At 62.3% G+C, this 24,107-nt stretch carries 25 protein-coding genes; 9 read left to right on the top strand and 16 right to left on the bottom strand.

Annotation, left to right across the window (positions count from 1 at the left end):
* Window position 1: 1 nt before the first annotated feature.
* Window positions 2-337: a TraR/DksA C4-type zinc finger protein gene (locus CD351_RS02940; protein WP_111991236.1), complete on the bottom strand. Its 336-nt coding sequence runs from the start codon at window positions 335-337 to the stop codon at window positions 2-4.
* Complete coding sequence (ung, locus tag CD351_RS02935; RefSeq protein ID WP_111991235.1) at window positions 334-1,020, bottom strand: uracil-DNA glycosylase; 687 nt, start codon at window positions 1,018-1,020, stop codon at window positions 334-336. The genes CD351_RS02940 and ung overlap by 4 nt, the downstream gene beginning before the upstream one ends.
* A gap of 84 nt (window positions 1,021-1,104) precedes the next feature.
* Here ung and CD351_RS02930 point away from each other — a divergent pair, with 84 nt between their 5' ends.
* Genes CD351_RS02930 through CD351_RS02920 form a run of 3 tightly spaced genes read left to right on the top strand, consistent with a single transcriptional unit; the run spans window position 1,105 to window position 2,987 of the window.
* The gene (locus CD351_RS02930; protein WP_111993557.1) at window positions 1,105-1,740 is read left to right on the top strand and encodes a ribonuclease D; all 636 of its coding nucleotides are present in this window, start codon (window positions 1,105-1,107) and stop codon (window positions 1,738-1,740) included.
* Window positions 1,741-1,749: 9 nt separating this feature from the next.
* Window positions 1,750-2,415: an LPS export ABC transporter periplasmic protein LptC gene (gene lptC, locus CD351_RS02925; protein ID WP_111991234.1), complete on the top strand. Its 666-nt coding sequence runs from the start codon at window positions 1,750-1,752 to the stop codon at window positions 2,413-2,415.
* Window positions 2,416-2,435: 20 nt separating this feature from the next.
* Complete coding sequence (locus CD351_RS02920; RefSeq protein ID WP_111991233.1) at window positions 2,436-2,987, top strand: LptA/OstA family protein; 552 nt, start codon at window positions 2,436-2,438, stop codon at window positions 2,985-2,987.
* A gap of 248 nt (window positions 2,988-3,235) precedes the next feature.
* Here CD351_RS02920 and CD351_RS02915 read toward each other — a convergent pair whose 3' ends face one another.
* From CD351_RS02915 to CD351_RS02895, 5 genes are all read right to left on the bottom strand, one after another.
* Complete coding sequence (locus tag CD351_RS02915) at window positions 3,236-4,639, bottom strand: exopolysaccharide biosynthesis polyprenyl glycosylphosphotransferase (RefSeq protein WP_111991232.1); 1,404 nt, start codon at window positions 4,637-4,639, stop codon at window positions 3,236-3,238.
* A gap of 117 nt (window positions 4,640-4,756) precedes the next feature.
* Complete coding sequence (gene holA, locus CD351_RS02910; RefSeq protein ID WP_111991231.1) at window positions 4,757-5,797, bottom strand: DNA polymerase III subunit delta; 1,041 nt, start codon at window positions 5,795-5,797, stop codon at window positions 4,757-4,759.
* Between the two features lie 19 nt (window positions 5,798-5,816).
* Window positions 5,817-6,323 (bottom strand): LPS assembly lipoprotein LptE, encoded by a 507-nt coding sequence (gene lptE / locus CD351_RS02905; RefSeq protein ID WP_111991230.1) that lies wholly within the window; start codon window positions 6,321-6,323, stop codon window positions 5,817-5,819.
* Entirely contained in the window at window positions 6,323-8,845 is a 2,523-nt protein-coding gene (gene leuS / locus CD351_RS02900; protein ID WP_111991229.1) for a leucine--tRNA ligase, read from the bottom strand. Before leuS ends, lptE begins: the two co-directional genes overlap by 1 nt.
* A gap of 41 nt (window positions 8,846-8,886) precedes the next feature.
* Window positions 8,887-9,339 carry a DUF3576 domain-containing protein gene (locus CD351_RS02895; protein ID WP_111991228.1) on the bottom strand — a complete coding sequence of 151 codons (453 nt, stop codon included), beginning with the start codon at window positions 9,337-9,339 and terminating at the stop codon, window positions 8,887-8,889.
* Window positions 9,340-9,737: 398 nt separating this feature from the next.
* On the opposite strand from CD351_RS02895, the gene CD351_RS02890 reads away from it, so the two are divergent.
* On the top strand, window positions 9,738-10,523 hold the full coding sequence (locus tag CD351_RS02890; protein WP_111991227.1) for a hypothetical protein: 786 nt from the start codon (window positions 9,738-9,740) through the stop codon (window positions 10,521-10,523).
* A gap of 124 nt (window positions 10,524-10,647) precedes the next feature.
* The gene (gene phbB / locus CD351_RS02885; RefSeq protein ID WP_111991226.1) at window positions 10,648-11,370 is read left to right on the top strand and encodes an acetoacetyl-CoA reductase; all 723 of its coding nucleotides are present in this window, start codon (window positions 10,648-10,650) and stop codon (window positions 11,368-11,370) included.
* Window positions 11,371-11,388: 18 nt separating this feature from the next.
* On the opposite strand, the gene CD351_RS02880 is transcribed toward phbB, so the two are convergent.
* On the bottom strand, window positions 11,389-12,150 hold the full coding sequence (locus CD351_RS02880) for an EcsC family protein (protein WP_234027199.1): 762 nt from the start codon (window positions 12,148-12,150) through the stop codon (window positions 11,389-11,391).
* Between the two features lie 128 nt (window positions 12,151-12,278).
* Between CD351_RS02880 and CD351_RS02875 the strand changes: the two genes are divergently transcribed.
* Complete coding sequence (locus CD351_RS02875) at window positions 12,279-12,923, top strand: PilZ domain-containing protein (RefSeq protein WP_111991224.1); 645 nt, start codon at window positions 12,279-12,281, stop codon at window positions 12,921-12,923.
* Window positions 12,924-12,954: 31 nt separating this feature from the next.
* Here CD351_RS02875 and CD351_RS02870 read toward each other — a convergent pair whose 3' ends face one another.
* A complete protein-coding gene (locus CD351_RS02870) occupies window positions 12,955-13,758 on the bottom strand; it encodes a response regulator transcription factor (RefSeq protein ID WP_111991223.1) in 804 nt (267 codons plus the stop codon).
* Window positions 13,759-13,931: 173 nt separating this feature from the next.
* Between CD351_RS02870 and CD351_RS15830 the strand changes: the two genes are divergently transcribed.
* Entirely contained in the window at window positions 13,932-14,150 is a 219-nt protein-coding gene (locus tag CD351_RS15830; protein ID WP_199797900.1) for a DUF2805 domain-containing protein, read from the top strand.
* The gene (locus tag CD351_RS02860) at window positions 14,147-14,395 is read left to right on the top strand and encodes a ribbon-helix-helix domain-containing protein (RefSeq protein ID WP_111991221.1); all 249 of its coding nucleotides are present in this window, start codon (window positions 14,147-14,149) and stop codon (window positions 14,393-14,395) included. Before CD351_RS15830 ends, CD351_RS02860 begins: the two co-directional genes overlap by 4 nt.
* Before the next feature lie 24 nt (window positions 14,396-14,419).
* Here CD351_RS02860 and CD351_RS02855 read toward each other — a convergent pair whose 3' ends face one another.
* Together CD351_RS02855 and murA are read right to left on the bottom strand one after the other, a co-directional pair.
* Entirely contained in the window at window positions 14,420-14,647 is a 228-nt protein-coding gene (locus CD351_RS02855) for a hypothetical protein (RefSeq protein ID WP_111991220.1), read from the bottom strand.
* A gap of 75 nt (window positions 14,648-14,722) precedes the next feature.
* On the bottom strand, window positions 14,723-16,006 hold the full coding sequence (gene murA, locus CD351_RS02850) for a UDP-N-acetylglucosamine 1-carboxyvinyltransferase (protein ID WP_111991219.1): 1,284 nt from the start codon (window positions 16,004-16,006) through the stop codon (window positions 14,723-14,725).
* A 161-nt stretch (window positions 16,007-16,167) separates the two neighbouring features.
* On the opposite strand from murA, the gene CD351_RS02845 reads away from it, so the two are divergent.
* Window positions 16,168-17,046, top strand: a complete 879-nt coding sequence (locus CD351_RS02845) for a UTP--glucose-1-phosphate uridylyltransferase (RefSeq protein ID WP_111991218.1) — start codon at window positions 16,168-16,170, stop codon at window positions 17,044-17,046.
* A 60-nt stretch (window positions 17,047-17,106) separates the two neighbouring features.
* Here the strand turns inward: CD351_RS02845 and CD351_RS02840 are convergent, their stop codons facing one another.
* The 5 genes from CD351_RS02840 to CD351_RS02820 all read right to left on the bottom strand — a co-directional run bounded on the left by CD351_RS02840 (window position 17,107) and on the right by CD351_RS02820 (window position 24,045).
* Window positions 17,107-18,864 carry a flotillin family protein gene (locus CD351_RS02840; RefSeq protein WP_111991217.1) on the bottom strand — a complete coding sequence of 586 codons (1,758 nt, stop codon included), beginning with the start codon at window positions 18,862-18,864 and terminating at the stop codon, window positions 17,107-17,109.
* A gap of 70 nt (window positions 18,865-18,934) precedes the next feature.
* On the bottom strand, window positions 18,935-19,573 hold the full coding sequence (locus CD351_RS02835; RefSeq protein WP_111991216.1) for an OB-fold-containig protein: 639 nt from the start codon (window positions 19,571-19,573) through the stop codon (window positions 18,935-18,937).
* 651 nt (window positions 19,574-20,224) lie between these two features.
* Window positions 20,225-21,514, bottom strand: a complete 1,290-nt coding sequence (locus CD351_RS02830; protein ID WP_111991215.1) for a cytochrome P450 — start codon at window positions 21,512-21,514, stop codon at window positions 20,225-20,227.
* On the bottom strand, window positions 21,511-23,055 hold the full coding sequence (locus tag CD351_RS02825) for an acyl-CoA synthetase (protein WP_174214295.1): 1,545 nt from the start codon (window positions 23,053-23,055) through the stop codon (window positions 21,511-21,513). The genes CD351_RS02830 and CD351_RS02825 overlap by 4 nt, the downstream gene beginning before the upstream one ends.
* A 249-nt stretch (window positions 23,056-23,304) precedes the next feature.
* Complete coding sequence (locus CD351_RS02820) at window positions 23,305-24,045, bottom strand: M23 family metallopeptidase (RefSeq protein ID WP_369880820.1); 741 nt, start codon at window positions 24,043-24,045, stop codon at window positions 23,305-23,307.
* Between the last annotated feature and the right edge of the window lie 62 nt (window positions 24,046-24,107).

The following is a 24,107-nucleotide window of genomic DNA, read 5'->3' as shown; positions in this document are numbered from 1 at the left end:
CCTAATTCGATCCGCCCGCACAGCCAACGCACACTGCGACGCTCGGATCGTGCCTCAAACGCGCCTGGGCGATTTCCTCGCCGCAGCGCATGCAATAGCCCCATTCATCTTCATCCAGTCGCTGAAGCGCAGCGGTAATCCGCGTGCGTTCGGCTGCGCGGCGGCGTCCCTGCGCTTGTGCCATCGCCTGTTGCTGCATCGCGTCCATACGTGACAGGCGCCCAACGCTGTCTTGCTGAAGTTCGACCGTATCGCGCGAATCCGCGTTCGCAGCATCCTCGCGCGCGAGCTGTTCGCGGCGTTCGAGCAATGCGGCGCGGGCTTCGTCCTCGGTCATAGCGCCCAGTCTATGCTGCCGCGCCCGTTGGCTTCCAAAAACGCATTGGCCTGGCTGAAAGGCTTGGAGCCGAAGAACCCCGAATGCGCCGATAGCGGGCTTGGGTGAGGCGAGGTCAGCACAAGGTGATGATCGCCCGCGCCAAGCCCCTTTACCCGTCCCGCTTTCTTGCGCGCATGGCTACCCCAGAGCACAAATACGGTCGGCTCGCCGCTTGTCGCAACGGCTTCGACCGCGGCGTCCGTAATCGCATCCCAGCCGCGCCCCGCATGGCTGCCCGCCTGCCCCGCCTCGACCGTCAGCGTGTTGTTGAGCAGCAGCACGCCCTGCTTTGCCCAGGGCATCAGGTTGCCGGTCGCTGGCCGAGCGATGCCCAGATCGCTTTCCAGCTCCTTGAAAATATTGACCAGCGAAGGCGGCTGTTTAACACCGTCTTGGACCGAAAAACTTAGCCCATGCGCCTGTCCCGGCCCGTGATAGGGATCCTGCCCGAGGATCACCACGCGCACTTGCGGAAGGGGCGTGGCAGCGAGCGCCGCGAGGCGTGACCCGCGCGGGGGATAGATCACCTTGCCCGCGTCTTCCTCGGCCCGCAGCCACCCGCCCAAACGGCGCGCTTCGGGTGTCTGAAGCACCGGCTCAAGCGCCTCGCGCCAGCTGTCGGGTATCTCTTCGGAAGCCATAGAGCGCCATGACTACACCGCCCGGCCCCGCGCAGGCGAGAGTCCCCTTTCCCTCTATCCCCATTACGCGTAATGGCGGTGGCGATGACAGTCCATTTCCATGAAGAAGACCTGCCCGCAGGCGTGCTTGAAGGCACTGGCCCGCTCGCAGTCGACACCGAGACCATGGGTCTCATCACCCACCGCGACCGGCTTTGCCTTGTGCAGATCAGCGATGGTTCGGGCGATGAACACCTCGTGCGATTTTCTCCGGGCAGCGATTACGATGCACCCAATCTCACGGCGATTCTTGGCGATGAAAGCCGCCTGAAGCTTTACCACTTTGCGCGTTTCGACATCGCCGCGCTTCAGTATTATCTTGGCGTCGTTGCAGCGCCCGTTTTCTGCACCAAGATCGCATCGAAGCTGGTACGCACCTACACCGACCGTCATGGCCTCAAGAACCTGACCGACGAACTGCTTGGCGAAAGCATTTCCAAACAACAGCAGAGCTCCGACTGGGGCGGAGCTGAGCTCAACGATGCACAGCGCGATTACGCGGCAAGCGATGTGCGCTATCTCCACCGCCTGCGTGACGAACTGATCGTGCGCCTTGAGCGCGAGGGGCGCATGGAGATCGCGCAGGCCTGTTTCGATTTTCTCCCGACAAGAGCCTCGCTCGACATCGCCGGATGGGACGGGCGGGACATATTCAGCCACAATGAAGGGTTCTACGCGTAAACAGCCGCCATGGTTATCAAGCGCCGCATCGAAACCAGTGAAGCCAAGGCGCTGCGTTCGCGGCGTCAACACTTCGCGGCGCCCGGTGGCAACCATGACCGGTTGGTCGCTTTCCTGGCGCGCGCATTGCCGCTGGGTGTCGGGGTGCTCGCCGCGCTGATGATCATCACGCCCCTTTCACCGCGCGGCGAAGTGAGCTTTCTGCTCGACCGCAACGCCGTCTCCGTCATCGACGAACGGCTCAGCGTCGACAACGCCATGTATCGCGGGCGCGACAATCAGGGTCGCCCTTTCTCGATCACGGCGGGCGAAGCGGTTCAGCGTTCCAGCGCCGAAGGGAAAGTGCGTATGGACGACCTGATGGCGCAATTGCTGCTTCAGGACGGGCCTGCGCGCCTGATGGCTCCGGGCGGTGTCTATGATATCGATGAGGAAGTCGTCTCGGTCGATGGAGAGCTGCGCGTGCGCACTGCCGATGGTTATTCGATGACTGCGAGCGGCGTCGCGTTCAATCTGGACACCCGCACGATGAGCGGTGATGACGGGGTCGAAGGCGCGGTACCGGCGGGCACTTTTTCGGCTGACACCATGCGCGGCGATCTTGAGGCGCGCACCATCGTCCTCGATGGCAACGCCAGGCTCAGGATGGTCCCCGGCGAGCTGCGGATGCCCTGAATTGAGGATGCTTTGATAGGATGAATGCGATGACAGGGAACCTCGGTAGGATTGCGCTCAGCTGGGCAGCGGGCGGCGTCGCGCTCGGGCTTGTGGCGGCTGGCGGCATGACCTTGTCGGCGCAGGGCATAGCCTCGCACAACACCCGCGCGCCGGTGTCGTTCGACGCGGGCAATATCGCGTTTGACGATCGCGCGAACAGGGTGGTTCTGACCGGCGGTGTGACAGTCGATCAGGCGGGCCTTCGCGTGCGGTCGCAGCGGATGCTGGCAAACTACACCGATGACGGCTCGCTCGACGTCCAGCGCATCACCGCCAATGGCGACGTCGTGGTCACACGCGGCAACGAACGCGCGAGCGGCGATGTGGCGGTGTACGATTTCAGCCGCCGGATCATCACCATGGCCGGCAATGTCAGCCTGCGCCGTGGCAGCGACACACTCAATGGCGGGCGCCTGGTGATCAATCTTGATACCGGGCTGTCAACCATGGACGGACGCGCCAGCGGATCGCAGACCACCACAAACAGCGATGGCCGCGTGACCGGCACGTTCACGGTGCCGCAGGATTAGGTTTGATTTAGAGCCTCAAACGCCGGGCGCGGGCCATCCGGCCCGCTTGGCTTCCTTCGTCGCTTCGCTCCTCCGGGCGGCCAGTCGGCCTTGCGGTCGCTAGCGCGACCGAATTCGGTCATCGTCAACCGAGAGTGCGCTGACACGGCTGAAAATCAGCCGCAAGCGCGACTGCGCGTCCGCGGGTGCCCGCCGCAGCGCAGCGAAGCGATTGCACCGAGGAGATCGCCCGGATGGGCGATCAGAACCTAAAACGCATTATCATGCCTCAGTACGAAGATCGTGCGCCAGACGATCTCGATATCGCGTCTCAATGACCAGCCGGAGATGTATTCAAGATCCGACTGCAACCGGTCCGTCAGGTCCTTTTCCTGCGCCGTCGCGCCGCGATGGCCGCGAACCTGCGCCAGGCCCGTCAGACCCGGCTTGAGGCAGTGGCGACGCCAGTACTGCGCATCAACTTCCCAGAAATACTTGTTCCCCGCCTGGCTTCCCAACGCATGGGGACGAGGGCCGACAATCGCCATGTCGCCGCGCAGCACATTGATGATCTGCGGCAATTCATCGATGCTCGTGCGCCGGATGAAGGCGCCGATCTTAGTCACCCTGTCATCGTCGCGCGCGGTGGAGCGATCGCCATTGGCATCGTTCTGCTCGACCTTCATCGAGCGGTATTTCAACATGTTGAAGAACTGGTTCCCGCGCCCCAGCCGCCGCTGGACGAACAGGACAGGGCCGCCGTCCTCAAGCTTGATCCGGGCAGCAATGAACAACAGCAGCGGCGAGAGAATAACCAGCGCCCCTCCGGCCAGCACGATGTCGAACAACCGCTTTGAAATGCGCGAACGAAAGCCGAGCGGACCGGTCGAAACCACTAGTGTTGTCCGGTCCTGCACTTCATACCGGTGCACACCGATCGCGCCGAGCGAGTGAGCGGGCCCGCTTACTACCTCGCCATAAACCCCGGTGGATTTGAGCAGGAAGGCCCATGCTTCGCGCCGCTCCTGCGGGGTCGATACGACGACCTTGTCCTGGTTCTGAAGCAGCTTGCCGAGCCGGTCGAGCATAAAGGGATCGTGGCTGGTTGGGTCGAGTTCATATTCGGCCGCGTCGATCCGAAGCGAGTTGTCGAGTGCAAAGCTCGGCCCTCCGTCGTCAATGATCAGCCGGTTGGACGTGCGCCCGCCCCAGTAACGCGCGATCACCAGCGGGACGAGGCGTCTCATCGCGACCACCATTATCGCCGAGAAGATAAAGCCCAGCGTTACCGATACGCGCGAAAACTCTGCATTCGACTTGGTGTAGAATGCCACGAAGTTGAGCAAGGCGGCCGAAATCACCAGAGCGGTGAGCGCCTGCCGGCTGGCGAACATCCAGTCGTCGAGCGCGCGCCCGCCATAGGTCTGGTTGTACAAGGCGATGGTGAAATAGACCGGCAGCAATGTCTGCGCTGCCAGCATGTTCTGCGCCCTCCACCAATAGCCTTCGTAGAGCAGCCCCGCGCTTGCAAAAGCAAGATTGATGAGCGCCGCATCGAACAGCATCAGAAGAACGTAGGCACGCAGACGTCGCTTCTCGAGCGACGGCGCTATGCCCCGCAGATTCGTATCGGATGAACCGCTATCGACTAGCGGTCCGGAAAGCTTATTCATCGTCCCTCATGCGCTTCCGCGAGGAAGCACCCCCAACTTTTACCCCGACCCTTAAAGGCTATTTACGCAGAAATGCTTATTTTTTGCGAGTGCGAAATGCCGGAGTGTCCGGATTTGCTACCCTTTCGCCGCAAACCGCGCGATCTCGGCTAGGTCCTGAGCAAGGAGCAGCTCGGCAGCCTGGCTGTTTGCAAGCAGGCTTTGGTGAAGCGCGATCAGGCGCGGGACCAGACGTTCAAGCTTGGCGGGCCGCCAGCGCGTAACCTGTTGACGAATATCGCGTTCTTCCTTCCAGAAGATGCCGAGGCGCGCCTTCTCCCCGCGATCGAGGTTTTCGAAACTGCCGCGTGGACCAAGCCGTGCGGCGATCTGCGAAAGCTGTGCCGCGCGCCGTTCTATCGCCAGCAGAAGCCCCACGGGATTGAGGCCCAATTCCTTCATGCGCTTTAACTCTACCGCCAGTTTTCCGAGCTCCCCGCCCAGAACAGCGTTAACGATTGGCGCGAATCCGTCCTCCTCGGTCGAAGCTCCGATCTCGCCATAATCCTCGACCGATGCGGTCTTGGGGCTTTGCGAGGAAGCGTCGAGGTAAAGCGCGAGCTTGTCGACTTCGGACTGCGCCAGCCGCACATCGAGACCCGCCGCGCGCGCGATCCGTTCTGCAAGATCGCCGCCAAGCCTGAGCCCGGCACCATCAGCCATCGAGCGGACCGACGCCGCCACGCTCGAAAGGTCGGGCGGGTAAAACATCGCCACCAGCGCATCGGGGCGCTTTTCGAGCAGCTTGGCGGTGCGCGACTTGTCGGTGGCGCCGGTCGCGACGACTAGGATCGGCGCGGCATCTCCGCCGCCAACGTCAGCCGTCTCGATCAGCGCTTTGAGCGCATCATGCGCTTCGTCGCCGGTAGCGCGCACGAAGATGTGGCGTTTGTCGCCGAACAGCGAATCCGAGCGCGCCTCGTCGCCCAGCTTTGCGGGATCGCGCTTGAGATCGCCGCCCGACAATTCTATCCGCTCGCCCGGATCGCGGAGCCCTTCGACAACCCGGTTCGCCGCTGCGGAGGCCCCGGCCTCGTCGGGTCCGCAGAAGAAGAAGATTGAGGCCTGCTGCGCGGTCCTTGGAAGTCCGCGCGCGAATTCGGAATGTTTGGCTTTCATGCGCGATGCACCCCTCGCGCTACTGCGTACCCAATGTTTGCTCTTGCTCTCGAAGCGCAAGCGCGATGCGGCGCGTCATGCGGTCGGCAACGTCGCGGGCGAGCAATTCGAGCGCGCGCTGTTCTGCGGCGATGGTCGCATATTCCGAGGAGACCACGTCGATACCCGCGTCAGACCCAGCCGTCGCATCGAGGAGGATTTCGCCAGTGACGAGATCGACCAGCTGGTATCGCGCGCGAAGGATGCGGCGTTCGCGGCTGATCGTGTCATCGTTGAGCACGCCCAGCGCCTCAAGCGCATCGTCGAGCCGCACGTCGAGGCGATAGCGGGGCGAGGCATCGCCCGCCGCGCCGAGCCGTTCCTGAAGCGCATTGCGAACCAGCCACCCGTCGCGGCCCGGAATGGCGGGCACATCGACAGCGGCCAATCCTTGCGCGATGCCGCTCGACGTGCCGCCGCCATACATCGGCTGCAAACCGCAGGCCGAAAGCGCCAGCAGCGCTGCCAAGGCGAGCGAGCCGCGCATCACGTTACGATGTTCACCAGCCTGTCGGGCACCACGATCACTTTTCGCACTTCCGCTCCATCAAGCGAACGCTGGACCTTCTCGCTGGCCAAAGCAAGCGCCTCGAGGTCCTCTTTCGACGCTCCCTTGGGTGCGGTCAGCGTGTCGCGCAGCTTGCCCTTGTGCTGGATCGCGATGGTGACCTCGTCCTCGACCAGCATCGCCGGATCATGCTCGGGCCACGCGGCGTCGGCGAGCAGGGTATCTGCGCCAAGCTTGGCGTAGGCTTCCTCGGCGAGGTGCGGCATCATTGGCGCAATCAGGTGCAGAATGGTGCGGATCGCGAAATTGCGGCTCTCGCTCGGCTCGGCTTTCTCGGCTGCTCCGGTGAGTTCGTAGATGCGCGCGACCGCCTTGTTGAAGCTCAACGCCTCGATATCCTCGGCCACCGCGACGATTGCCTGATGGGCTTTGCGCGCGAGTGATTTGTCTACGCCGGTCGCGCTCTCGTCGATCTGGTCGAACAGTCGCCACAGGCGCTGGACGAAACGCCAGCAGCCTTCGATCCCGCTCTCCGACCAGGGCAGGTCGCGTTCGGGAGGGCTGTCGGACAGCATGAACCAGCGCACCGCGTCTGCGCCGTACTGCGCGATGATGTTGTCGGGATCGACGACGTTCTTCTTCGACTTCGACATCTTGACCACGCGGCCAGCGGTAACAGGAGCGCCGCTTTCGATGTGGACGTAATCCTCGCCGTCCTTGCGCACTTCGTTCGGGCTGAGCCAACTGCCATCGCCGAGCGCGTAAGTCTCATGCGTCACCATCCCTTGCGTGAACAGCGAGCCGAACGGCTCCTTCACATCGAGCTTGCCGATATGAGCGAGCGCGCGGGTCCAGAAGCGAGCGTAGAGCAGGTGCAGGATGGCGTGTTCGATCCCGCCGATATAATGCTGCACCGGCATCCACTTGGCGACTTCCGCCGGGTCGAAGGGCGCGTCGGCGGGTTGCGAGGCAAAGCGCAGGAAATACCAGCTGGAATTGGTGAAAGTGTCGAGCGTGTCGGTCTCGCGGGTCGCCTTGCCGCCGCATTTGGGGCAATCGACATGCTTCCACGTCGCGTGGCGTTCGAGCGGGTTGCCCGGCGTCTCGAAATCGACATCCTCGGGCAGCTTGACCGGCAGCTGGTCCTTGGGGACGGGCACAATCCCGCAGCCACTATCTTCTTTGGCACAATGGATGAACGGGATCGGCGTGCCCCAGTAACGCTGGCGCGAAATGCCCCAGTCGCGCAGGCGCCACACGGTCGTGCCCTTGCCCCAGCCGCCGTTCTCGGCGCGGGCGATGACTTCGGCCTTGGCGTCCTCGACGGATCGGCCATCGAGGAAGTCGGAATTGACGATCACGCCGTCACCGGGCTCGGCCTCATCGCCCATCGGCGCGTCGGCCTCGCTCGCATCGCGCGCGACGACGCGCTGGATCGGCAGGCTGTATTTGGTCGCGAATTCGAAGTCGCGCTGGTCGTGGCCGGGCACACCCATGACCGCGCCGGTGCCGTAATCCATCAGCACGAAGTTCGCGATGAAGAGCGGCATCGGATCGCCGGTAAAGGGGTGCTTGGCCCAAAGCTGCGTTGCGAAGCCGAGCTTTTCGGCAGTGTCGAGTTCGGCAGCGGTGGTGCCGCCCTTTTTGCATTCCTCGATGAACGCAGCGGCAAGCGGGTCCTCTTGCGCTACAGCGTGCGCAATCGGGTGATCGGCAGCGACCGCGACGAAGCTTGCGCCGAAGATCGTATCGGGGCGCGTCGTGTAGACCGGCAGGGTCTCGCCATTCGACAATTGGAACGAGAATTCGAGGCCCGAGGACTTACCGATCCAGTTTTCCTGCATCAGTTTTACCTTGTCAGGCCAATCTTCAAGCTCATCAAGGCCGTCAAGCAATCCTTGCGCAAAGTCGGTAATTTTCAGAAACCATTGATCGAGCTTGCGCTTTTCGACTTCCGCGCCCGATCGCCAGCCCTTGCCGTCGATGACCTGCTCGTTTGCCAGAACGGTCATGTCGACCGGGTCCCAGTTGACCTCGGATGAGCGGCGATAGACGAGCCCAGCTTCGTACATGTCGAGGAACAGTGCCTGTTCGTGGCCGTAATATTCGGCGTCGCAGGTGGCGAATTCGCGGGTCCAGTCGAGCGCGAAACCTATGCGCTTCAACTGCGCTTTCATCGCCTCGATATTGGCATAGGTCCATGTCCCCGGATGGACCTTCTTTTCCATCGCGGCGTTTTCGGCCGGCATGCCGAACGCGTCCCAGCCCATCGGGTGAAGCACTTCGAAACCGCGCATCGCCTTGTAGCGCGCTAGTACGTCGCCCATCGTGTAGTTGCGCACGTGGCCCATGTGGATGCGCCCCGAAGGATAAGGAAACATCTCGAGGATGTAGCTCTTGGGCTTGTCGCTGTCGGAGTTGGCCGTGAAGGTCCCGGCCTTCTCCCACGCAACTTGCCAGCGCCCGTCGGCGATGGACGGATCGAATCGAGTGTCAGTCATGAAAAACCGCTAGCGCGCCCTCGGTAGGGCGCAAGGTTTGTTTAGCCGGCAAGCGCTTTGCGGCGCAGGTCGCGGGCACGGGTGAGGATGATATCCTCAAGTTTCTGGACGGTTGCCGCCTGCACGGGTGCATCGACCCAGCCAGCGCCTTCGACAACCTGACGGCTGGCCGAAACGCGCAAGGCATCAGCGCGCAGGTCTTGGTCGAGGATGGTCACGGTCACCTTCACCCGCTCGTTGGGGTTCGAAGGGTTCGCATACCAGTCGGTTACGATCACGCCGCCAGCGCTGTCAGCCGAAGCCAATGGAGCAAAGCTGAGCGTTTCGAGCGCGCCGCGCCACAGATAGGCGTTGACCCCGATCGTGTTCAATTGCGCTGCGGCAAGTTCGGTGCGGGGACGTTCGTTGCCACCGCATGCGGCGAGCAGGCCGAGCGCGCCAAGCGCAGCGGTGAGACGGATCGGTGTGGCAAGTGCAGAAATACGGCGTGTCACTGGAAAAACATGTCCCTCATTTGGCGTGGAGCCTGCTCTAGACCCGGCACTCGCCTGCGGCAAGGCCTCACGGGTGAGCCGCAGAATTGGCCTCTCGCGCTGTATCTGCGCTGAACCGAATCGGAAGCGACTCGGGGGCGATTCTTCGCAGAAGTGAGAACGAGTCTGTGTGCTGGGCGCAACAGGTCTTGCGCTAAGCGGAGGAGAAATCACCGAAATGATTGCGCTTTTGATTGTCACACACCTATCAACAACTGTCATAATTCTAATCTATCGATAGCGAGTCGGGGCCCGCTCAGCGCAAGTTAAGGCTCGATCTGGTCTGAAAAGTTTTCGGGAAACCCCGGATCTAACCTGCAAGGCAAGCGTAGAATACTCGAACATAAACAGGGCTGAAGATGGCACGTAAGGACACACAGACAGCGACAAAGCAGCCCCGGCTGCCGCTGCTTGGCGTGGCCGGCGCGCTCTTGCTCGCCTTGCCGAGCACTGGCCTTGCCGTGGTCAGCCTCGCCAGTGAGGATCGCGGCCCGCGCACAAGCGCGTTCGACGTCTTCACGCCCGCATCTGTCGATCCCGAACTTGCCGCGCGCGTCGCACAAAAAGCGCGCGAACGTGGAATTCGCTTCACCCCGGTGGGCGTGAACGCAAGGGACAGCGAACGCACCGTGACCGTGGCGGTTCGCGTCGACAATGAGACAGCGCGCGCCATTTCGATACGTCCGACGACAGACGGCATTCCGGGCAATGGCCCCGGTATCGCCGGTCTTCAGGCAAGCCGTTTCAACCTGGGCACCGCGCGCGGTTATCAGAGCTTTGCCCGTACGCCCGCCCCTGCGGCCACAGTTTCGGGTCGCCAGCCGGCGCTGCGCGAAACGCTCAGCGATCTGCAAATGCCAGACCTGGCCGATTTCGCGCCGTCGCAGCCGACCCGCGAAGACAAGCCCAGCCGTTTGCAACCCCGGATCGAGCTTGAGGATGAGGCCATCGCTGGCCGTTCGCCCAACACGCTTGATGCCATCCGTTCGCAGACCGTGGATGTCGGCGGCTCGTTCCGCCTTTCGCGCAATCTCGACGTGACCGCAGGTGTCCGCCTGTCGCAGGAACGCGACCGCCTCGCCCCGCTCACGAATTCGGTTCAGGACAGCCAGGCTGTTTACGTAGGCACTCAGATCAAGTTCTGATCGCGCCGCGCGCCGTGCGCGCCTACGACATTGGTATGAAAGACCCTGCTTCGGCGGGGTTTTTTGTTGCCTGACGCTACGGCACCGCTACGCTCGCGCGCAGACAAAATCAGGGAGAGGAATTATGGGCCGGGTAGCAATCGTCACGGGCGGCACGCGCGGGATCGGGGAGGCCATTTGCCAGCGCCTCAAGCGGCAAGGCCACACGGTCATCGCCAATTATGGCGGCAACGATGACGCCGCCGCTGCCTTCACCGAGGAGACGGGCATCCCCTCCATGAAGTGGGATGTGGGCGATCACGAAGCGTGCCTCGATGGATGCGCCAGAGTTGCCGACGAATATGGCGAGGTTGATATCGTCATCAACAATGCCGGCATCACGCGTGACGGCACGCTTCACAAGATGAGCTTTGACGACTGGAACGACGTCATGCGCGTGAACCTTGGCGGGTGCTTCAACATGGCAAAGGCCACCTTCCCCGGCATGCGCGAGAGGAAATGGGGCCGGATCGTCAATATCGGCTCGATCAACGGGCAGGCGGGCCAGTATGGTCAGGTGAACTACGCCGCCGCCAAATCGGGCATTCACGGCTTTACCAAGGCGCTCGCACAGGAAGGCGCAAAATTCGGCGTGACAGTCAACGCCATCGCGCCGGGATATATCGACACCGACATGGTCGCCGCCGTGCCGGAGCCGGTGCTTGAGAAGATCGTCGCCAAGATCCCGGTCGGCCGTCTCGGTCAGGCCGAGGAAATTGCCCGCGGCGTGGCCTTTTTCACGTCAAACAACGGCGCCTTCATGACCGGCTCGACCATGAGCATCAACGGTGGTCAGCACATGTATTGAGGCGGGGGAAGGCGGCGGTCAGCCTTCGATCATCTCAGCGCGTTTCAAAGCGCGCACCTGAAATGCGAAGCGCGCCGCCTTGCCGATATCGGCCTGAAACGATGAGTTGACGAGACCGCCGACGATAGAGCCCGCCACCGGAACGAGCATGCCTGCACGGCTTCGGAACGCGGCGAAGGCGAGCGCACGCGAAATGCGTTCGACCGCCTGATCCACCACGCCGAAAATGTCGTCGCCCTTTGCAGATTTGAGATGCCCGTTGGGGTCGATCTGCGCTTCGAGATCCGCGATACGATCGCGCCGCACATCAGGGTCGTCGAGTGTCGCAAGCTCCAGTATCTGAAGCCGGAAAATCTTTTCTTCCGGACCTTCGCCGTCGAAACCGAACGCGCGCCCCGTATCGCGGATCGTCCGCAAGGCGATGGCCATCGTCGCCGGAATATCGGCAGTCATCGAAACGGCGCCGCCCAATCCCGCTGCCGCGCCGGTCGAAGCGCTGACCCCTTGCGCCGCGCGGCTCACCTTGCGTGCAGCGTGATGCGCGGCTTCGATGTCGTGCACGTCATGGTCGAAAGTCATCAATTGCGGGATCGCCACCGCCTGGTCGATGCCCTTGATGACCGCGCGGATCACAGTGTCCGGCACGAGCCCGGCCAGCGTTTTGCCAAAGGGGTGGGTAAAGCGTTCAATCCCCCGCCCAAGGCGCGAAGGTTTGCTGAGGCGGTAATTTTCAATGTCGCGTTGAATGTCCATACCAGACTTACGGCTGTTGACGGACACGGTTCCCAAATCATCATGGCGGCGAGCGAGGCCGCTCTTAGCGAATTCTTAACCAACCCTCGTTATTTTCACTTAGAAATTATTACGAACCGGGCCGGGATCTTTACCAAGAACCAGGGGGTGCAAGCGTGGAACACGGTAAGCAGGCATGGTCGGGAGAAGAAGTGAGGGCCGCAAAGCGCGCCTCCTTGCTGCTTCGCCGTGCCAAGCTGGTTTGCCAGTCGGGCGAGTATCTATGCCTTATTCGCGATGTGTCTTCACTGGGCGTGGGGCTTGGCTTTGCTCACCCCGTCCCGCCCGAAAAGCGCACGTTGCTGCAGCTGTCCAATGATCTGACCTACCCGGTTGAGCGTGTCTGGACCAGCCAGCGACAGGCGGGATATCAATTCGGCGGCGAGATCACGGTCGAGGAATTCCTGCGCGAACAATCGCCGCACCCCTCTCGCCCGCTTCGCCTCAACATGACCGGCAATGTCCGCATTCAGGACGCGCGCCAGCGCATCGATGCGCGGTTGGTGGACCTCAGCTGCGAAGGAGCGAAAGTGGCGAGTCAAGCCGAACTCAAGCTCGGGCGGCTGATCACTTTTGAGCTCGACGGGCTGCCTGCACAGCTTGCTCAGGTTCGCTGGAACGAGAATGGCCGATACGGCATCCAGTTTCAGCATCCGATCGACACCGAAGAACTGGCGCGCTGCGCGCTTCACCTCCAGCCGTTCGACCAAACACGCTCAAGCGGCTTCGCCAAGCTTTTGCGCAAGGCGCGCGCGGCTTGATCGAATAGAGCTCGAGGCTCACGCCTCACTCCTAATGTTCCGAGGTGACACTGCTGGAGCATTTTACCGCGATCATGAAAAGCCAATCGGTCTCGCTTCCAGCAAGGCGAAGAATGCGGTCCACCTTTCTCAATTGCTCTTCTCCCAATTCGTCCGTGTCAAAGAACCTTGTCTCCTTAGAAGCGTTCTCCCAATCGGCATCCAGGCGCTTGTCCCAAAGCGAGCGTGAGGCAAAGTCAGCCTGTTCACGAGTCGAAATTTGCCAGTATCTTCCGCTGTTCGCATTCAGGAACCTCGGATCACCGACGGGATATCGGAGCGCAACCGTTCCATCTGGTCCGACTTCGGCAGCTCCTATCAGCATCGAAAGCCATGCCGACAATTCATCATCGCAGGCTTGGTTGGCCGCACCGTCTTGCGAAAACCCAGTACGAGGAGTGTCCTCGGTCAAATGATCTGCGGACATGGCTGCGAACGCTAAGCCGATGGCTAAAATAATCACAATAGCTCCTCCTATCCAAGCGGCCCGGTTGGGCCTGTGTTTCGTATTGGAGGAATGATCTCTGGTGTCGGTGTCCGGCGCATCCCCGATTTGTTCGTATGCAGAATTTTTGGGGGTGCCCGCCAAGGCAGCTGTCTCGCTTTCGAGCAGGATGCGCGCGGCCTCGCGGCTCGATGTGACATCCAGCTTGCGCCGTGCGTTGCGCAGCCTTTCGTTAATCGTATGCACCGACAGGGCAAGCTCGCTCGCGGCCGACTTCGCATCATGGCCGCGTGCCATCAGACGCAGTGTTTCTTTTTCCTTTTCGGTGAGTGATTTGAGGCAGTCCGACATGCCGTCTTGTAGGGTCAGTAACAGGCCGCAAACCACCCCAAATTTTCTGGGGTTTGCCTGAGAGCGTGTAAGAACCTGCGTGAACTCGCGAGACAATTTATGCAGATTACCGCGCCCCCGCTTCGTATGTATTGATGCCACCTGCCAGCCGCCCGCATTTTCAGGAACACGCCTTGCCCAGCCAATCCCGCGCCCTTTCCGAAGCCCAGCAAAGCGCCGTCGTCGAAATGGCGCTGAGCGATCACGTGCGCTTTTCGCAGATCGAAGATCAGTTTGGCCTCGCAGAGAAGGACGTAAAGGCGCTCATGCGTTCGCGGCTCAAGCCGGGCAGCTATCGCGCATGGCGCAAGCGCGTGCGCACATTTTCCGACCGGCGCGAGCACTATAAGTGAGCGGCGGCGAAACTTCGGGTGCGGCGTATCACCCGCCGGTCAAACGCTCGGTCGCGATTGACGGGCACAAGACGTCGATCAGCCTTGAGCCCTTGTTCTGGGACATGCTCAAGGAAGCCGCTATCCGTGAGGATATGGCGCTCAGCGCACTTGTCGCAAAGATCGATGCCGAGCGGATCAGGTCAGTGACGCCGCCCGGTCTCGCCAGTGCGATCCGGGTCTGGCTGGTCACCAACGTGCCCTGAACGCGCTCTTGGAAAAGCCGGGGCTTAGTATTTGGCGGTGGCGTCGCTGGCAGGAAAGGTCGCGTCGAGCGCTTCGTCCTGATCGGTCATGGTGTCGCCTTTCGTGCCGGTTGCCTCGGCACCCGCATTGCGAAATGCGCCCTTGGGCTCTCCATCAGCGAAGGCGACGCCGTTCTGGTCGACCTGCGAGTTCTGGTAGAGCTTGTAGCCGGCAAAGCCGACCGCGCCGAGGAGTGCGAGTTTAGCGAGCATGGGGGTTCTCCAATTGAGTTCTTACCCAAATGAAGTCGCATCCGCCCCGAAAAGTTCCAAATTTAGGGTGCTCGATCAATCGTCGCTGACACGCTCGATATCGGCGCCGACGAGCTGGAGTTTTTCTTCCAGCCGTTCATATCCGCGATCGAGGTGATAGATCCGGCGCACCTGTGTTTCGCCCTTGGCTGCAAGGCCTGCGATGATGAGGCTCATCGAGGCGCGAAGGTCGGTCGCCATGACTTCGGCACCGGTCAGCTCGGCAGGGCCCTTGACGATGGCGATGCGCCCCTCGGTCGAAATGTCCGCTCCCATCCGGGTCAGCTCCGGCACATGCATGAAACGGTTTTCAAAGATCGTTTCGGTCAGAACGCTGGTGCCATGGGCCTTGCAAAGCAGGCTCATCAGCTGCGCCTGCATGTCGGTGGCAAGGCCGGGGAACGGGGCGGTCGTCAGATCGACCGGCTTCAAGGCTCCGTTGGCCTTAATCGTCACGCCCTTGGCGTCGTCCTCAACCTCGATACCGATCTTGCGCAGGGCGGCGAGCGAGGAAATCATGTCACCGGCGCGCGCACCATCAAGGCGCACTTCGCCGCCTGTGATTGCCGCAGCGCAGGCATAGGAGCCCGCCTCGATCCGGTCCGGCATGACCTTGTAGGTCGCGCCGTTGAGGCGCTTTACGCCATAAATGGTCAGATCGGACGTGCCGATCCCTTCGATCTCCGCGCCCATCGCGGTCAGCAGATTGCACAGGTCGACAATCTCCGGCTCGCGCGCAGCACCGGTCAGGCGGCTCGTGCCGTTGGCAAGGACCGCCGCCATGAGCGCGTTTTCCGTCGCGCCGACACTGACCACGGGAAAGTCGAAATCGCCTCCCGGCAATCCGCCGTCGGGGGCGGAGGCTTTGACGTAACCTTGGGTGAGTTCGATATCCGCGCCGAACGCTTCGAGAGCCTTGAGGTGCAGGTCGATCGGGCGATTGCCGATGGCGCAGCCGCCGGGCATCGACACGGTCGCCTCACCCGTGCGCGCCAGCATCGGCCCCAGCACAAGGATCGAGGCGCGCATCTTGCGAACGAGGTCATAGGGCGCAACGTTCGAGGTGATCCGCGACGCTTCGAAAGTGACGACGCGGCCGAACTCTTCGGGGCGTTTGCCGCGAATACCGGTCGAAACGCCGAACTGGGTCATCAGGTGCTGAAAGCCATCGATATCAGCGAGGCGCGGCAGGTTGCGAAGCGTCAGCGGCTCTTCGGTCAACAGCGCGCAAGGGATGAGCGTGAGAGCGGCATTCTTGGCACCGGAGATGGGAATGGTGCCCGACAGGCGTTTCCCGCCCTTGATGATGAGTTTGTCCATGGCGCAGTTCCTTAGCGTAACGGGCGGTCTGCGCAACTGACCTGCAACAATTGCCAGCAACAAAGAGCGCGTTTGGGAGGCCTTTCATTGACCTTGCAGTTTCAGCAGGGCACGTGACCGACGACGCTTGAAACGCACCAGTTCGAAGAGAGTTCACTTTCATGTCACTTAAGCCGATCAAGAAAGCCGTCTTCCCCGTCGCAGGGCTCGGCACACGGTTCCTGCCAGCCACCAAGGCGATACCGAAGGAATTGCTCCCGATCGTCGACCGTCCGCTGATCCAGTACGCTGTGGACGAAGCGCGCGAGGCGGGGATCGAACAGATGATCTTCGTGACCGGGCGCGGCAAGACCGCCATCGTCGAGCATTTCGATGTCGCCTACGAGCTTGAAGACACAATGAGCGAGCGCGGTAAGGACATGTCGGTGCTCGACCCGACGCGCGCGACGCCGGGCGACATCATCACCGTGCGCCAGCAGGTGCCTCTGGGCCTTGGCCACGCGATCTGGTGCGCGCGCGGCATCGTGGGCGATGAACCCTTCGCGATCTTCCTTCCCGACGAATTGATGATCGGCAAGAAGGGCGGGACAGGCTGCATGAAGCAGATGGTCGATGCCTATGAGGAAACCGGCGGCAACCTCATCAGCGTCCTCGAAGTGCCGATGGAGGAGGTCTCCAGCTACGGCGTCATCGCGCCGGGCGCGCAGAACGGAGCGCTCACCGAAGTGACGGGCCTTGTCGAAAAGCCCCCGGTGGCCGAAGCCCCGTCGAACAAGATCGTCTCGGGCCGCTACATCCTCCAGCCCGAAGTCATGCGGGTACTCGAAGACCAGGAAAAAGGCGCAGGCGGCGAGATCCAGCTGACCGACGCAATGGCGAAGATGATCGGCACCCAGCCCTTCCACGCCGTGACCTTCGATGGCAACCGGTACGATTGCGGAAGCAAGCTCGGGTTTGTCGAGGCGACACTGGCGCTCGCGCTGGAACGTGAGGACATGGGTGCAGAAGTGCGCGAAATGGCCCAGAGGCTGCTCGGCTAGTTCAAAACGAAACGGGGCCCGCCATGACGAGCCCCGTCCTTCAAGCGCGAATGGCGCGGTTTATTCGGCGGCGTCTTCCGTGCGCTCGTCGTCCCCGCCGATTTGCTTTTCGGCTTCCTGCACCTGCTCGGCGACGTCGGCCATGATCTGCGTCAGCGACTTGTCGTTGGCTGGTTCCTGCACCGTGTCGGCCGCACCCTTGGCAAGGCCGCCGATGGACGAGCCGTCAAGGCCCAGTTCCTTCATCAACCCGTCGAGAACCGGCGCCTGCGCACGGTAGGCGAGAGCGGCTGATACCGCGTCGGTGGCAAGGTTACCCGAACCGCCACTCCTTGCACCGCCAGCGCCCGATCCGTTCGATCCGCCGCCGCCATTGGTGAGCCCATCGACCTGCACGATCTTGATGCTGTCGATCGCTTCCATCGGTTTCGCGCTTTCGCGGATGACCTCTGGCAGGACCTTGAGCAGAGCGAGTTTGGTCTGGAGGCTGATCTGGTCCATCGAGAGGATGTTGGCCGCCTCGTTGATCGCCTGTTGACCGGCTGCCTCAACCTCGAAGCGGATGCGGTCGGCTTCGGCGCGCAGCACTTCGGCGTCGGCCTGACCCTTGGCTTCGAGCCTTGCTGCCTCGGCGCGGTTGGTCGCGGCGTCTTTCTCGGCCTCGGCCTCGACCTTGATGCCGATGGCTTCGCGCTCTGCCTGCTTTGCAGCCTCGATCAGTTCGATTTTCTTCTGACGCTCGGCGATTTCGCTTTCACGCGAAGTGACGACCCGCTCCTCGGCTTCGACCGCCTTGGCGCGCGCTTCGTCGGCTTCGGCCTTGGCCTGGCTTTCCTCGCGCGACTTGTTCTGGACAGCGATCTGCTGTTCCTGCCGGGCGATTTCGAGCGCGCGCTGCTGGTCAATGCGTGCCTCTTCAACGAGACGGTCTGCCTCGATCTGCTGGGCATCGACCTGCTTCTTCGCTTCGATCCGGGCAGCATCTGCCTCGCGCTGACGCTCGGCCTGTTCGCGGGCGATTTCGGACATTTGCGATGCACGGCGCACCTCGACCTCACGCTCTTGCTGAAGGCGGGCATATTCGGTGTCACGCCCGATCTCGAACGATTTCTGGTCGGCTTCGAGGTTCTTGCTCTCCATCTGGACGCGGGTGTCCTGCTCGATATCGTTGCGCAGTTTTTTGCGCGCTTCGATCTGTTCGGTGAGCTTGGTCAGACCCTCGGCATCGAAGGCGTTGTTGGCGTTGAAATGCTCGATGCTGGTCTGGTCGAGCCCGGTGAGCGAGACCGATTCCAGCTCCAGACCGTTCATCGCGAGGTCGTTGGACGAAACCTGCTGCACCTTCTGGACGAAGTCGGCGCGCTGTTCGTGCAGCTCGTTCATGGTCATCCCCGCCGCGACCGAGCGCAGCGCGTCGACGAACTTTCCTTCGACGAGATCCTTCAGGGCATCGGGCTGCATCGTGCGCTGGCCCAGCGTTTGCGCGGCCATCGCGATGGCGCCCGCATCGGGCCGAACGCGGACGTAGAATTCCGCCTTCACGTCGATGCGCAGGCGGTCGAGCGTGATCAGCGCCTCGCCATCGCGGCGAACGACCGCGAGAACCAGCGTGTTCATATTCACCGGCATGGTTTCGTGGAACACCGGCAGCACCAGCGCGCCGCCATTCATCACGACTTTTTCACCGCCGACGCCGGTTCGCACGAAAGCGATTTCCTTGGACGCGCGGCGATAAAGGCTGGTGAGCACGACGAAGATGATGAGCAATACCAGAAAGCCGAGGCCAATCCAGATTGCAAGATCGATTAAGTTTTCCATTTTCCCTCCTGTTTGGTGAACCGCGCGTGCTGTCGGGGAGCGCGCGGCGTGTGATTGATCCCGGCGGCGTCTAGTTCAGGGCCAGCATCGGGTTTTCGTATTGAACGGCGTAGAATGTCTCGCCCTCGCGGCGCACCAGCATGACGGTCTCACCTTCGGTCAGGACGGCGCTGGGGTCATGCGGTTCGACCATGACGAAATGCGGGTGGCCGTGGCGGTCGATCACCTTTGAGCGCGCCGGGCTGCCTGCGCGTGCGCTGCCGATCTGTATCTCGGCATCGCGGCGCACGAGGCTGTCTAACCCGACCGCACTGGTTTCATCCTGCGGGAGCAGGCGGGCGAGCGGACGGGTGAGCGCCCCTGTCACCGGCAGCGCGACCGCTGCGGCCACCGGCGCGGCGAGCCACATAGGAGCAGGCGCGCCCATCGTCTCGATCAGGCCCTGCTGCCCCGCGACACCGATTGCGGCGAAGACGAACAGCAGCATGGCGAGCCAGATCAGGAACGGCACACGTCCAATCCCGAGCAGGCTGACCAGCGAGGCGAAGAACCCGCTGGGCTCAAGCCCGTCGGCATCGACATCGAGGTCGAGATCGGCATCCGCGCCCTCGAACATGTCGCCCATCCCGATCACCTGTGCGAGCGCGATGAAGATCAAGAGGATCGCAGCGCCTGCAAAAGGCAGGTTGTGCGGTTCCAGCAAAGTCATGTGAGCACTCCCTCCCAAGAAGCCCTCGCGTCAGCGCTACAAACGCAGCCGATTCCCTCGACCAGCATAGTCGAATTCGCGGCTCCGCAGCAGTTAAATGCGAAGCGTTTCCAAACTTTTCCCATGAATTGTCGATTAACACATGTTGTGTGAAAAAGACAGATAAATCGTATATTGCAGCGCAATAATTCGTGATTGAACCTTTTTCTTGTGCATATACCTTGTAATGTTGCGCAGCGCTCCCCATATCGGGGGCTTAGGCATTGCGCTTCACTTCGCAGCTGGCCCTGATTTTCCTACATCGAAGCCGCTTGATAGGCCGGGTGCATGAGACCCTGGCACGCGCTTGCTTCTGGATTGGTAAAGGCGGCTCGCCCCGACCTGAACGCCGCGCGTGGGATTACGCGCGCGCAGAGTTACGGTTTCGGAGGCTATGGTGACACTTTTGGCCGCTACAGCGACACTTTTTGCAGCCAGAGTGACACAATCGCGGTTTTGCCCCTGGACCGTGTAACATGCGGTCCACTTCTTGCCCCGGATCGGACCGGGCCACCCGCGCCCTCCACCCTTCCACCCGGAGCCTACCGGGACACAATCCGGGTGGAAGGGTGGAGGGCGCGGGTGGCGTGGCAAGACACCAAGGTATGCGAATCAGCTTGCCGTTATGCGCACGGGCAGCGTCTTGAGCCCGCCGACAAAGGTGCTGTTCGCGCGCCGCGCTTCGCCCGCTGGCTCGATCGCCTCGACCCGGTCGAGCAAAGCTTCGAAGAGCAGCCGCATCTCAAGCCGCGCCAGATGCAGGCCAAGGCACTGATGCGCACCCGCCCCGAAAGCGAGGTGCCGATTGGGCGAACGCGCGGCGTCGAAGCGGCGCGGATTGTCGAATTGGGCGGGGTCGTGATTGGCGGCGACATAGTTGATCATCATCCAGTCGCCCTTGCGGATCAGCTGCCCGCCCACTTCGACATCCTCGGCAGCGGTGCGCATGAAGTGCTGCACCGGGCTGGTCCAGCGGATCGCCTCCTCGACGATACCGGGAAGGAACGAGCGGTCGGCCTTCACCTTTGCGAACTGCGCAGGATCGTTCGCCAGCGCCATCATCGCACCCGCAGTCGATGCGCTGGTCGTATCGTGCCCGGCAGTCGCAACGATGATGTAGTAGCCAGCCATGTCGCGCGGCGGCAGAGGCTTGCCATCGACGGTGGCGTTGGCGATCACGCTTGCGACATCGTCGGTCGGGTTGGCTCGGCGCTCTTCCGCAAGCTTGGCGAAGTAGTCCTCGAACGTGGTCACGGCCCCGGCGACGAGCTGCACGACCTGCTCGGGCGACATGTTCTCGATGCCAGTACCCGAGAGATCGGCATCCTGCCCGCCGAACAGCTGCTGGGTGAGCATCTGCATGCGCGGCTCATCCTCGGGCGGGACGCCGAGGATCTGCATGACGACGCGCAAGGGGTATGGCCCGGCGACCTCCTTCACGAAGTCGAGTTCGGGCCCCGCCTCGACCATGCGGTCGACCGTCTGGTGGGCAAGCGCGCGGATCTCATCTTCGATCTGCCTCAGGTTGCGCGGCATGAACCAGTCTTGCGTGAGCTTGCGGTATTTGGGGTGGATCGGCGCATCGAAGACCACCAGCGAATCGACCAGCATGTCCGACCCCGTCGCCGCGCGGCTGAACTCGGTCGCCTGACGGGTGGAGAAGACGACGGGGCGCGGGTTGTTGAGGAAGGTGGCGTTGTCCTTCGAGATGCGCATCATGTCTTCGTATCGAGTGATGAGCCAGAACGGCTCAAAGCTGTCATCCTCGGCGACGATCTTGGCGACCGGGCTGTCCTCGCGAAGCCGGTCGAACAAGTCGAGCAGCGGGTCCCACCTCGCATAGCTTTCCGGCGCGATGATGGCGCGCGCCACGTCGGGCGCAAGGGCGGCAGGCTCGCTCACCCTTGCGCGCTCTCTGACGCCTTAGCGGCGAACTCATCGCGCAGCTCGCGCTTGTACAGCTTGCCGTTCGCTTCGCGCGGAAGCTCAGGGCGGAAGTCGAAGAGCCTCGGCATCTTCACGCGGCTGAGGTTCGGCGCAAGGAAGTCGCGCAGCTCCTCTTCGAGCGCTTCGCCCGCCTCGTCCATCGTCATCGGTTGCACCACCGCGACCACCTTCTCGCCAAGGTCAGGATCGGGTGCGCCGATCACGGCGGCATCCATGACCTTGTCATGCGTCACCAGCAGGTTCTCGATCTCTTGCGGGTAGATGTTGACCCCGCCCGAGATGATCATGTGGCTCTTGCGATCGGTGAGATAGAGGAAGCCATCATCATCGACATGCCCGATGTCGCCCAGCGTCATCCAGCCCTTGGGATGCATGGCGTCCTTCGTCTTGTCGGGGTCGTTGTGATAGGTCGGCAGCAGCGCGTTCTCGAAGTAGATCAGCCCGTCAGTGCCCGCCGCGACCTCCTCGCCATCGGGGCCGCAGATGTGGAGCGTGCCGTAGATCGCGGGACCGACGCTGCCGGGGTGGGTGAGCCATTCGGGGCTCTTGACCAGCGTCATGCCGATGCCTTCGGAACCGGCATAGTACTCGTTGATGATCGGCCCCCACCACTCGATCATCTCGCGCTTGATCGGAACGGGGCACGGCGCGGCAGCGTGAAGCGCGCGCAGATGGCTGGAGAGGTCGTAGCGGGTGCGGATTTCGGGATCGAGCTTGAGGAAGCGCACGAAATGCGTCGGCACCCACTGGCTGTCGGTGATCCTGTAGGTCTCGATCGCCTTCAGTGCAGCCTCGGGTTCGAACTTCTCCATCACCACCACGGTCCCGCCGAGCCGGTGCACGGTCGAAGCCCAGCCGATGGGCGCTGCGTGATAGAGCGGGGCGGGCGAGAGATAGACCATCGATCCGTCGGTCGGCATGCCTGCTCCCATGATCGCAAGGCCCATGAGCGGGATCGCCGCCTGCACGTCGGGATCTTCGGGAGGGGCGGGCCGGATGCCCTTGGGCCGCCCGGTCGTGCCGGAGGAATAGAGCATCACCACGCCCGCGCTCTGGTCGGCGATGGGATCGGTGGGCTGCGCGGCAAGCGCGCTCGCGAAGTCCTCGTCTCCGCCACCATCGGCGATCAGGACTTCGAGATCGGGAAGCTCGCCGCGGACGCCCGCAAGCACATCGGCATAGTGGGTCGAGGTGATGAGGATCTTCGCCTCTGCATCCTTGATGATGTAAGCGACCTCGGGAGCGGTAAGGCGCGTGGAGATCGGCACAAGCATCGTGCCCGCGCGCTGCGACCCCCAGATGAGAGTGAAGAACTCGATCCGGTTCTCAAGCAGGACGGCAAACGCATCTCCCTCATGCAATCCCTTCGCGCGGAGCAACTGGGCGAACTGGTTGGCGGCCTCGTCCATCTGCTTGAACGTCATCTGCTCGCCGCTTCCGGCCATGATGACAGCCGGGTGGTCAGGACGGTTCGCGGCGTGCGCGATCGGATGCATGCTCATGTTCTCTCCCATCTGCAGCGCCTCGCCCGCTCGACGAGGGACTGCGCTTCTCTCTCGGACACAAGATTAGCGAGGCGGGAGAGCCACTCAAGCGAAATCGGTTGCAAGAAGGAGACTGAATGCCGCTGCACAGCGGGCAGACTGCGCGCGCAAAAAAAGGCGGCGGGAAAACCCGCCGCCTATACTCGGACACCCTCTCCAATGTCCGACCCGCTTCCAGGCGGGCAATCTGTTCAGTGCGGCTTAGGGTCCGCCAGCGCCGATCCGGCGGCGTCCCGGCAGCATGTCGCTGCGTTCCTCGGCCATCTGGATCTGCTCTTCGGTCTCCACCATATAGGGAATCGGATTAACCGCAACCCCATCTACGCGCACTTCATAGTGCAGGTGCGGCCCGGTCGAACGGCCCGTCGAACCGACATAGCCGATCACATCGCCTTTCCTGACACGGTCACCAGCGGCAACCGCGAGGCGGGACATGTGTGCATAGCGCGTTTCGAGATCGGCGCCGTGGTCGATGCTGATGTAGAGGCCGTAGCTCGAGAACCAGTCGGCGCGGCCAACGATACCGTCTGCGGTCGCGTAAATCGGCGTGCCGGTGGGCGCGGCGAGATCGACGCCATTGTGAGCGCGGCGGCGGCGCAGAACCGGATGGTTGCGCATTCCGTACCCACTGCTCAGACGAGCGCCTTCGAGCGGCATGCGTGACGGGATCGAGACGACCGAGCGTTCGAGCACGGTTGGGGCGATGCCTGATGCCTGCGGGCCCTTGTTATCGAGCGCGGACCAGCTTGCGAAAAGCTCGGTGAAGCGTTCATCGTTGTTGGCGAAACCTTCGTCCTGAGCTTCAAGCGCTGGCTCTGCCATGTCGGCGGCGGCGGCGTTGGTCGAAGTGTTCGCAAGCGCAGGGCTTGCTGCCATCAAGCCCGCGGCGGCGCAAAATGCAGCGGCGATCTTGGAAACTGGTCGCGAAAAGCGCGAAATCATAATGACCCGGTCCTGACTGGCGTTATCGCCATTAGTCTGAAGCACACGCTAAATTTTTTCTG

Source organism: Erythrobacter sp. KY5 (genome assembly GCF_003264115.1).
Classification (GTDB): domain Bacteria; phylum Pseudomonadota; class Alphaproteobacteria; order Sphingomonadales; family Sphingomonadaceae; genus Erythrobacter.
The sequence above is the reverse complement of the archived record's forward strand: the minus strand, read 5'-3'. Positions and strand labels throughout refer to the sequence as shown.

Excerpts from the sequence above, each read along its gene's own strand:
- CD351_RS02940 (WP_111991236.1), bottom strand. The coding sequence starts at position 337 with ATGACCGAGGACGAAGCCCGCGCCGCATTGCTCGAACGCCGCGAACAG.
- ung (WP_111991235.1), bottom strand. The coding sequence starts at position 1,020 with ATGGCTTCCGAAGAGATACCCGACAGCTGGCGCGAGGCGCTTGAGCCG.
- CD351_RS02930 (WP_111993557.1), top strand. The coding sequence starts at position 1,105 with ATGACAGTCCATTTCCATGAAGAAGACCTGCCCGCAGGCGTGCTTGAA.
- lptC (WP_111991234.1), top strand. The coding sequence starts at position 1,750 with ATGGTTATCAAGCGCCGCATCGAAACCAGTGAAGCCAAGGCGCTGCGT.
- CD351_RS02920 (WP_111991233.1), top strand. The coding sequence starts at position 2,436 with ATGAATGCGATGACAGGGAACCTCGGTAGGATTGCGCTCAGCTGGGCA.
- CD351_RS02915 (WP_111991232.1), bottom strand. The coding sequence starts at position 4,639 with ATGAATAAGCTTTCCGGACCGCTAGTCGATAGCGGTTCATCCGATACG.
- holA (WP_111991231.1), bottom strand. The coding sequence starts at position 5,797 with ATGAAAGCCAAACATTCCGAATTCGCGCGCGGACTTCCAAGGACCGCG.
- lptE (WP_111991230.1), bottom strand. The coding sequence starts at position 6,323 with ATGCGCGGCTCGCTCGCCTTGGCAGCGCTGCTGGCGCTTTCGGCCTGC.
- leuS (WP_111991229.1), bottom strand. The coding sequence starts at position 8,845 with ATGACTGACACTCGATTCGATCCGTCCATCGCCGACGGGCGCTGGCAA.
- CD351_RS02890 (WP_111991227.1), top strand. The coding sequence starts at position 9,738 with ATGGCACGTAAGGACACACAGACAGCGACAAAGCAGCCCCGGCTGCCG.
- phbB (WP_111991226.1), top strand. The coding sequence starts at position 10,648 with ATGGGCCGGGTAGCAATCGTCACGGGCGGCACGCGCGGGATCGGGGAG.
- CD351_RS02870 (WP_111991223.1), bottom strand. The coding sequence starts at position 13,758 with ATGTCGGACTGCCTCAAATCACTCACCGAAAAGGAAAAAGAAACACTG.
- CD351_RS02855 (WP_111991220.1), bottom strand. The coding sequence starts at position 14,647 with ATGCTCGCTAAACTCGCACTCCTCGGCGCGGTCGGCTTTGCCGGCTAC.
- murA (WP_111991219.1), bottom strand. The coding sequence starts at position 16,006 with ATGGACAAACTCATCATCAAGGGCGGGAAACGCCTGTCGGGCACCATT.
- CD351_RS02845 (WP_111991218.1), top strand. The coding sequence starts at position 16,168 with ATGTCACTTAAGCCGATCAAGAAAGCCGTCTTCCCCGTCGCAGGGCTC.
- CD351_RS02840 (WP_111991217.1), bottom strand. The coding sequence starts at position 18,864 with ATGGAAAACTTAATCGATCTTGCAATCTGGATTGGCCTCGGCTTTCTG.
- CD351_RS02835 (WP_111991216.1), bottom strand. The coding sequence starts at position 19,573 with ATGACTTTGCTGGAACCGCACAACCTGCCTTTTGCAGGCGCTGCGATC.
- CD351_RS02825 (WP_174214295.1), bottom strand. The coding sequence starts at position 23,055 with ATGCATCCGATCGCGCACGCCGCGAACCGTCCTGACCACCCGGCTGTC.
- CD351_RS02820 (WP_369880820.1), bottom strand. The coding sequence starts at position 24,045 with ATGATTTCGCGCTTTTCGCGACCAGTTTCCAAGATCGCCGCTGCATTT.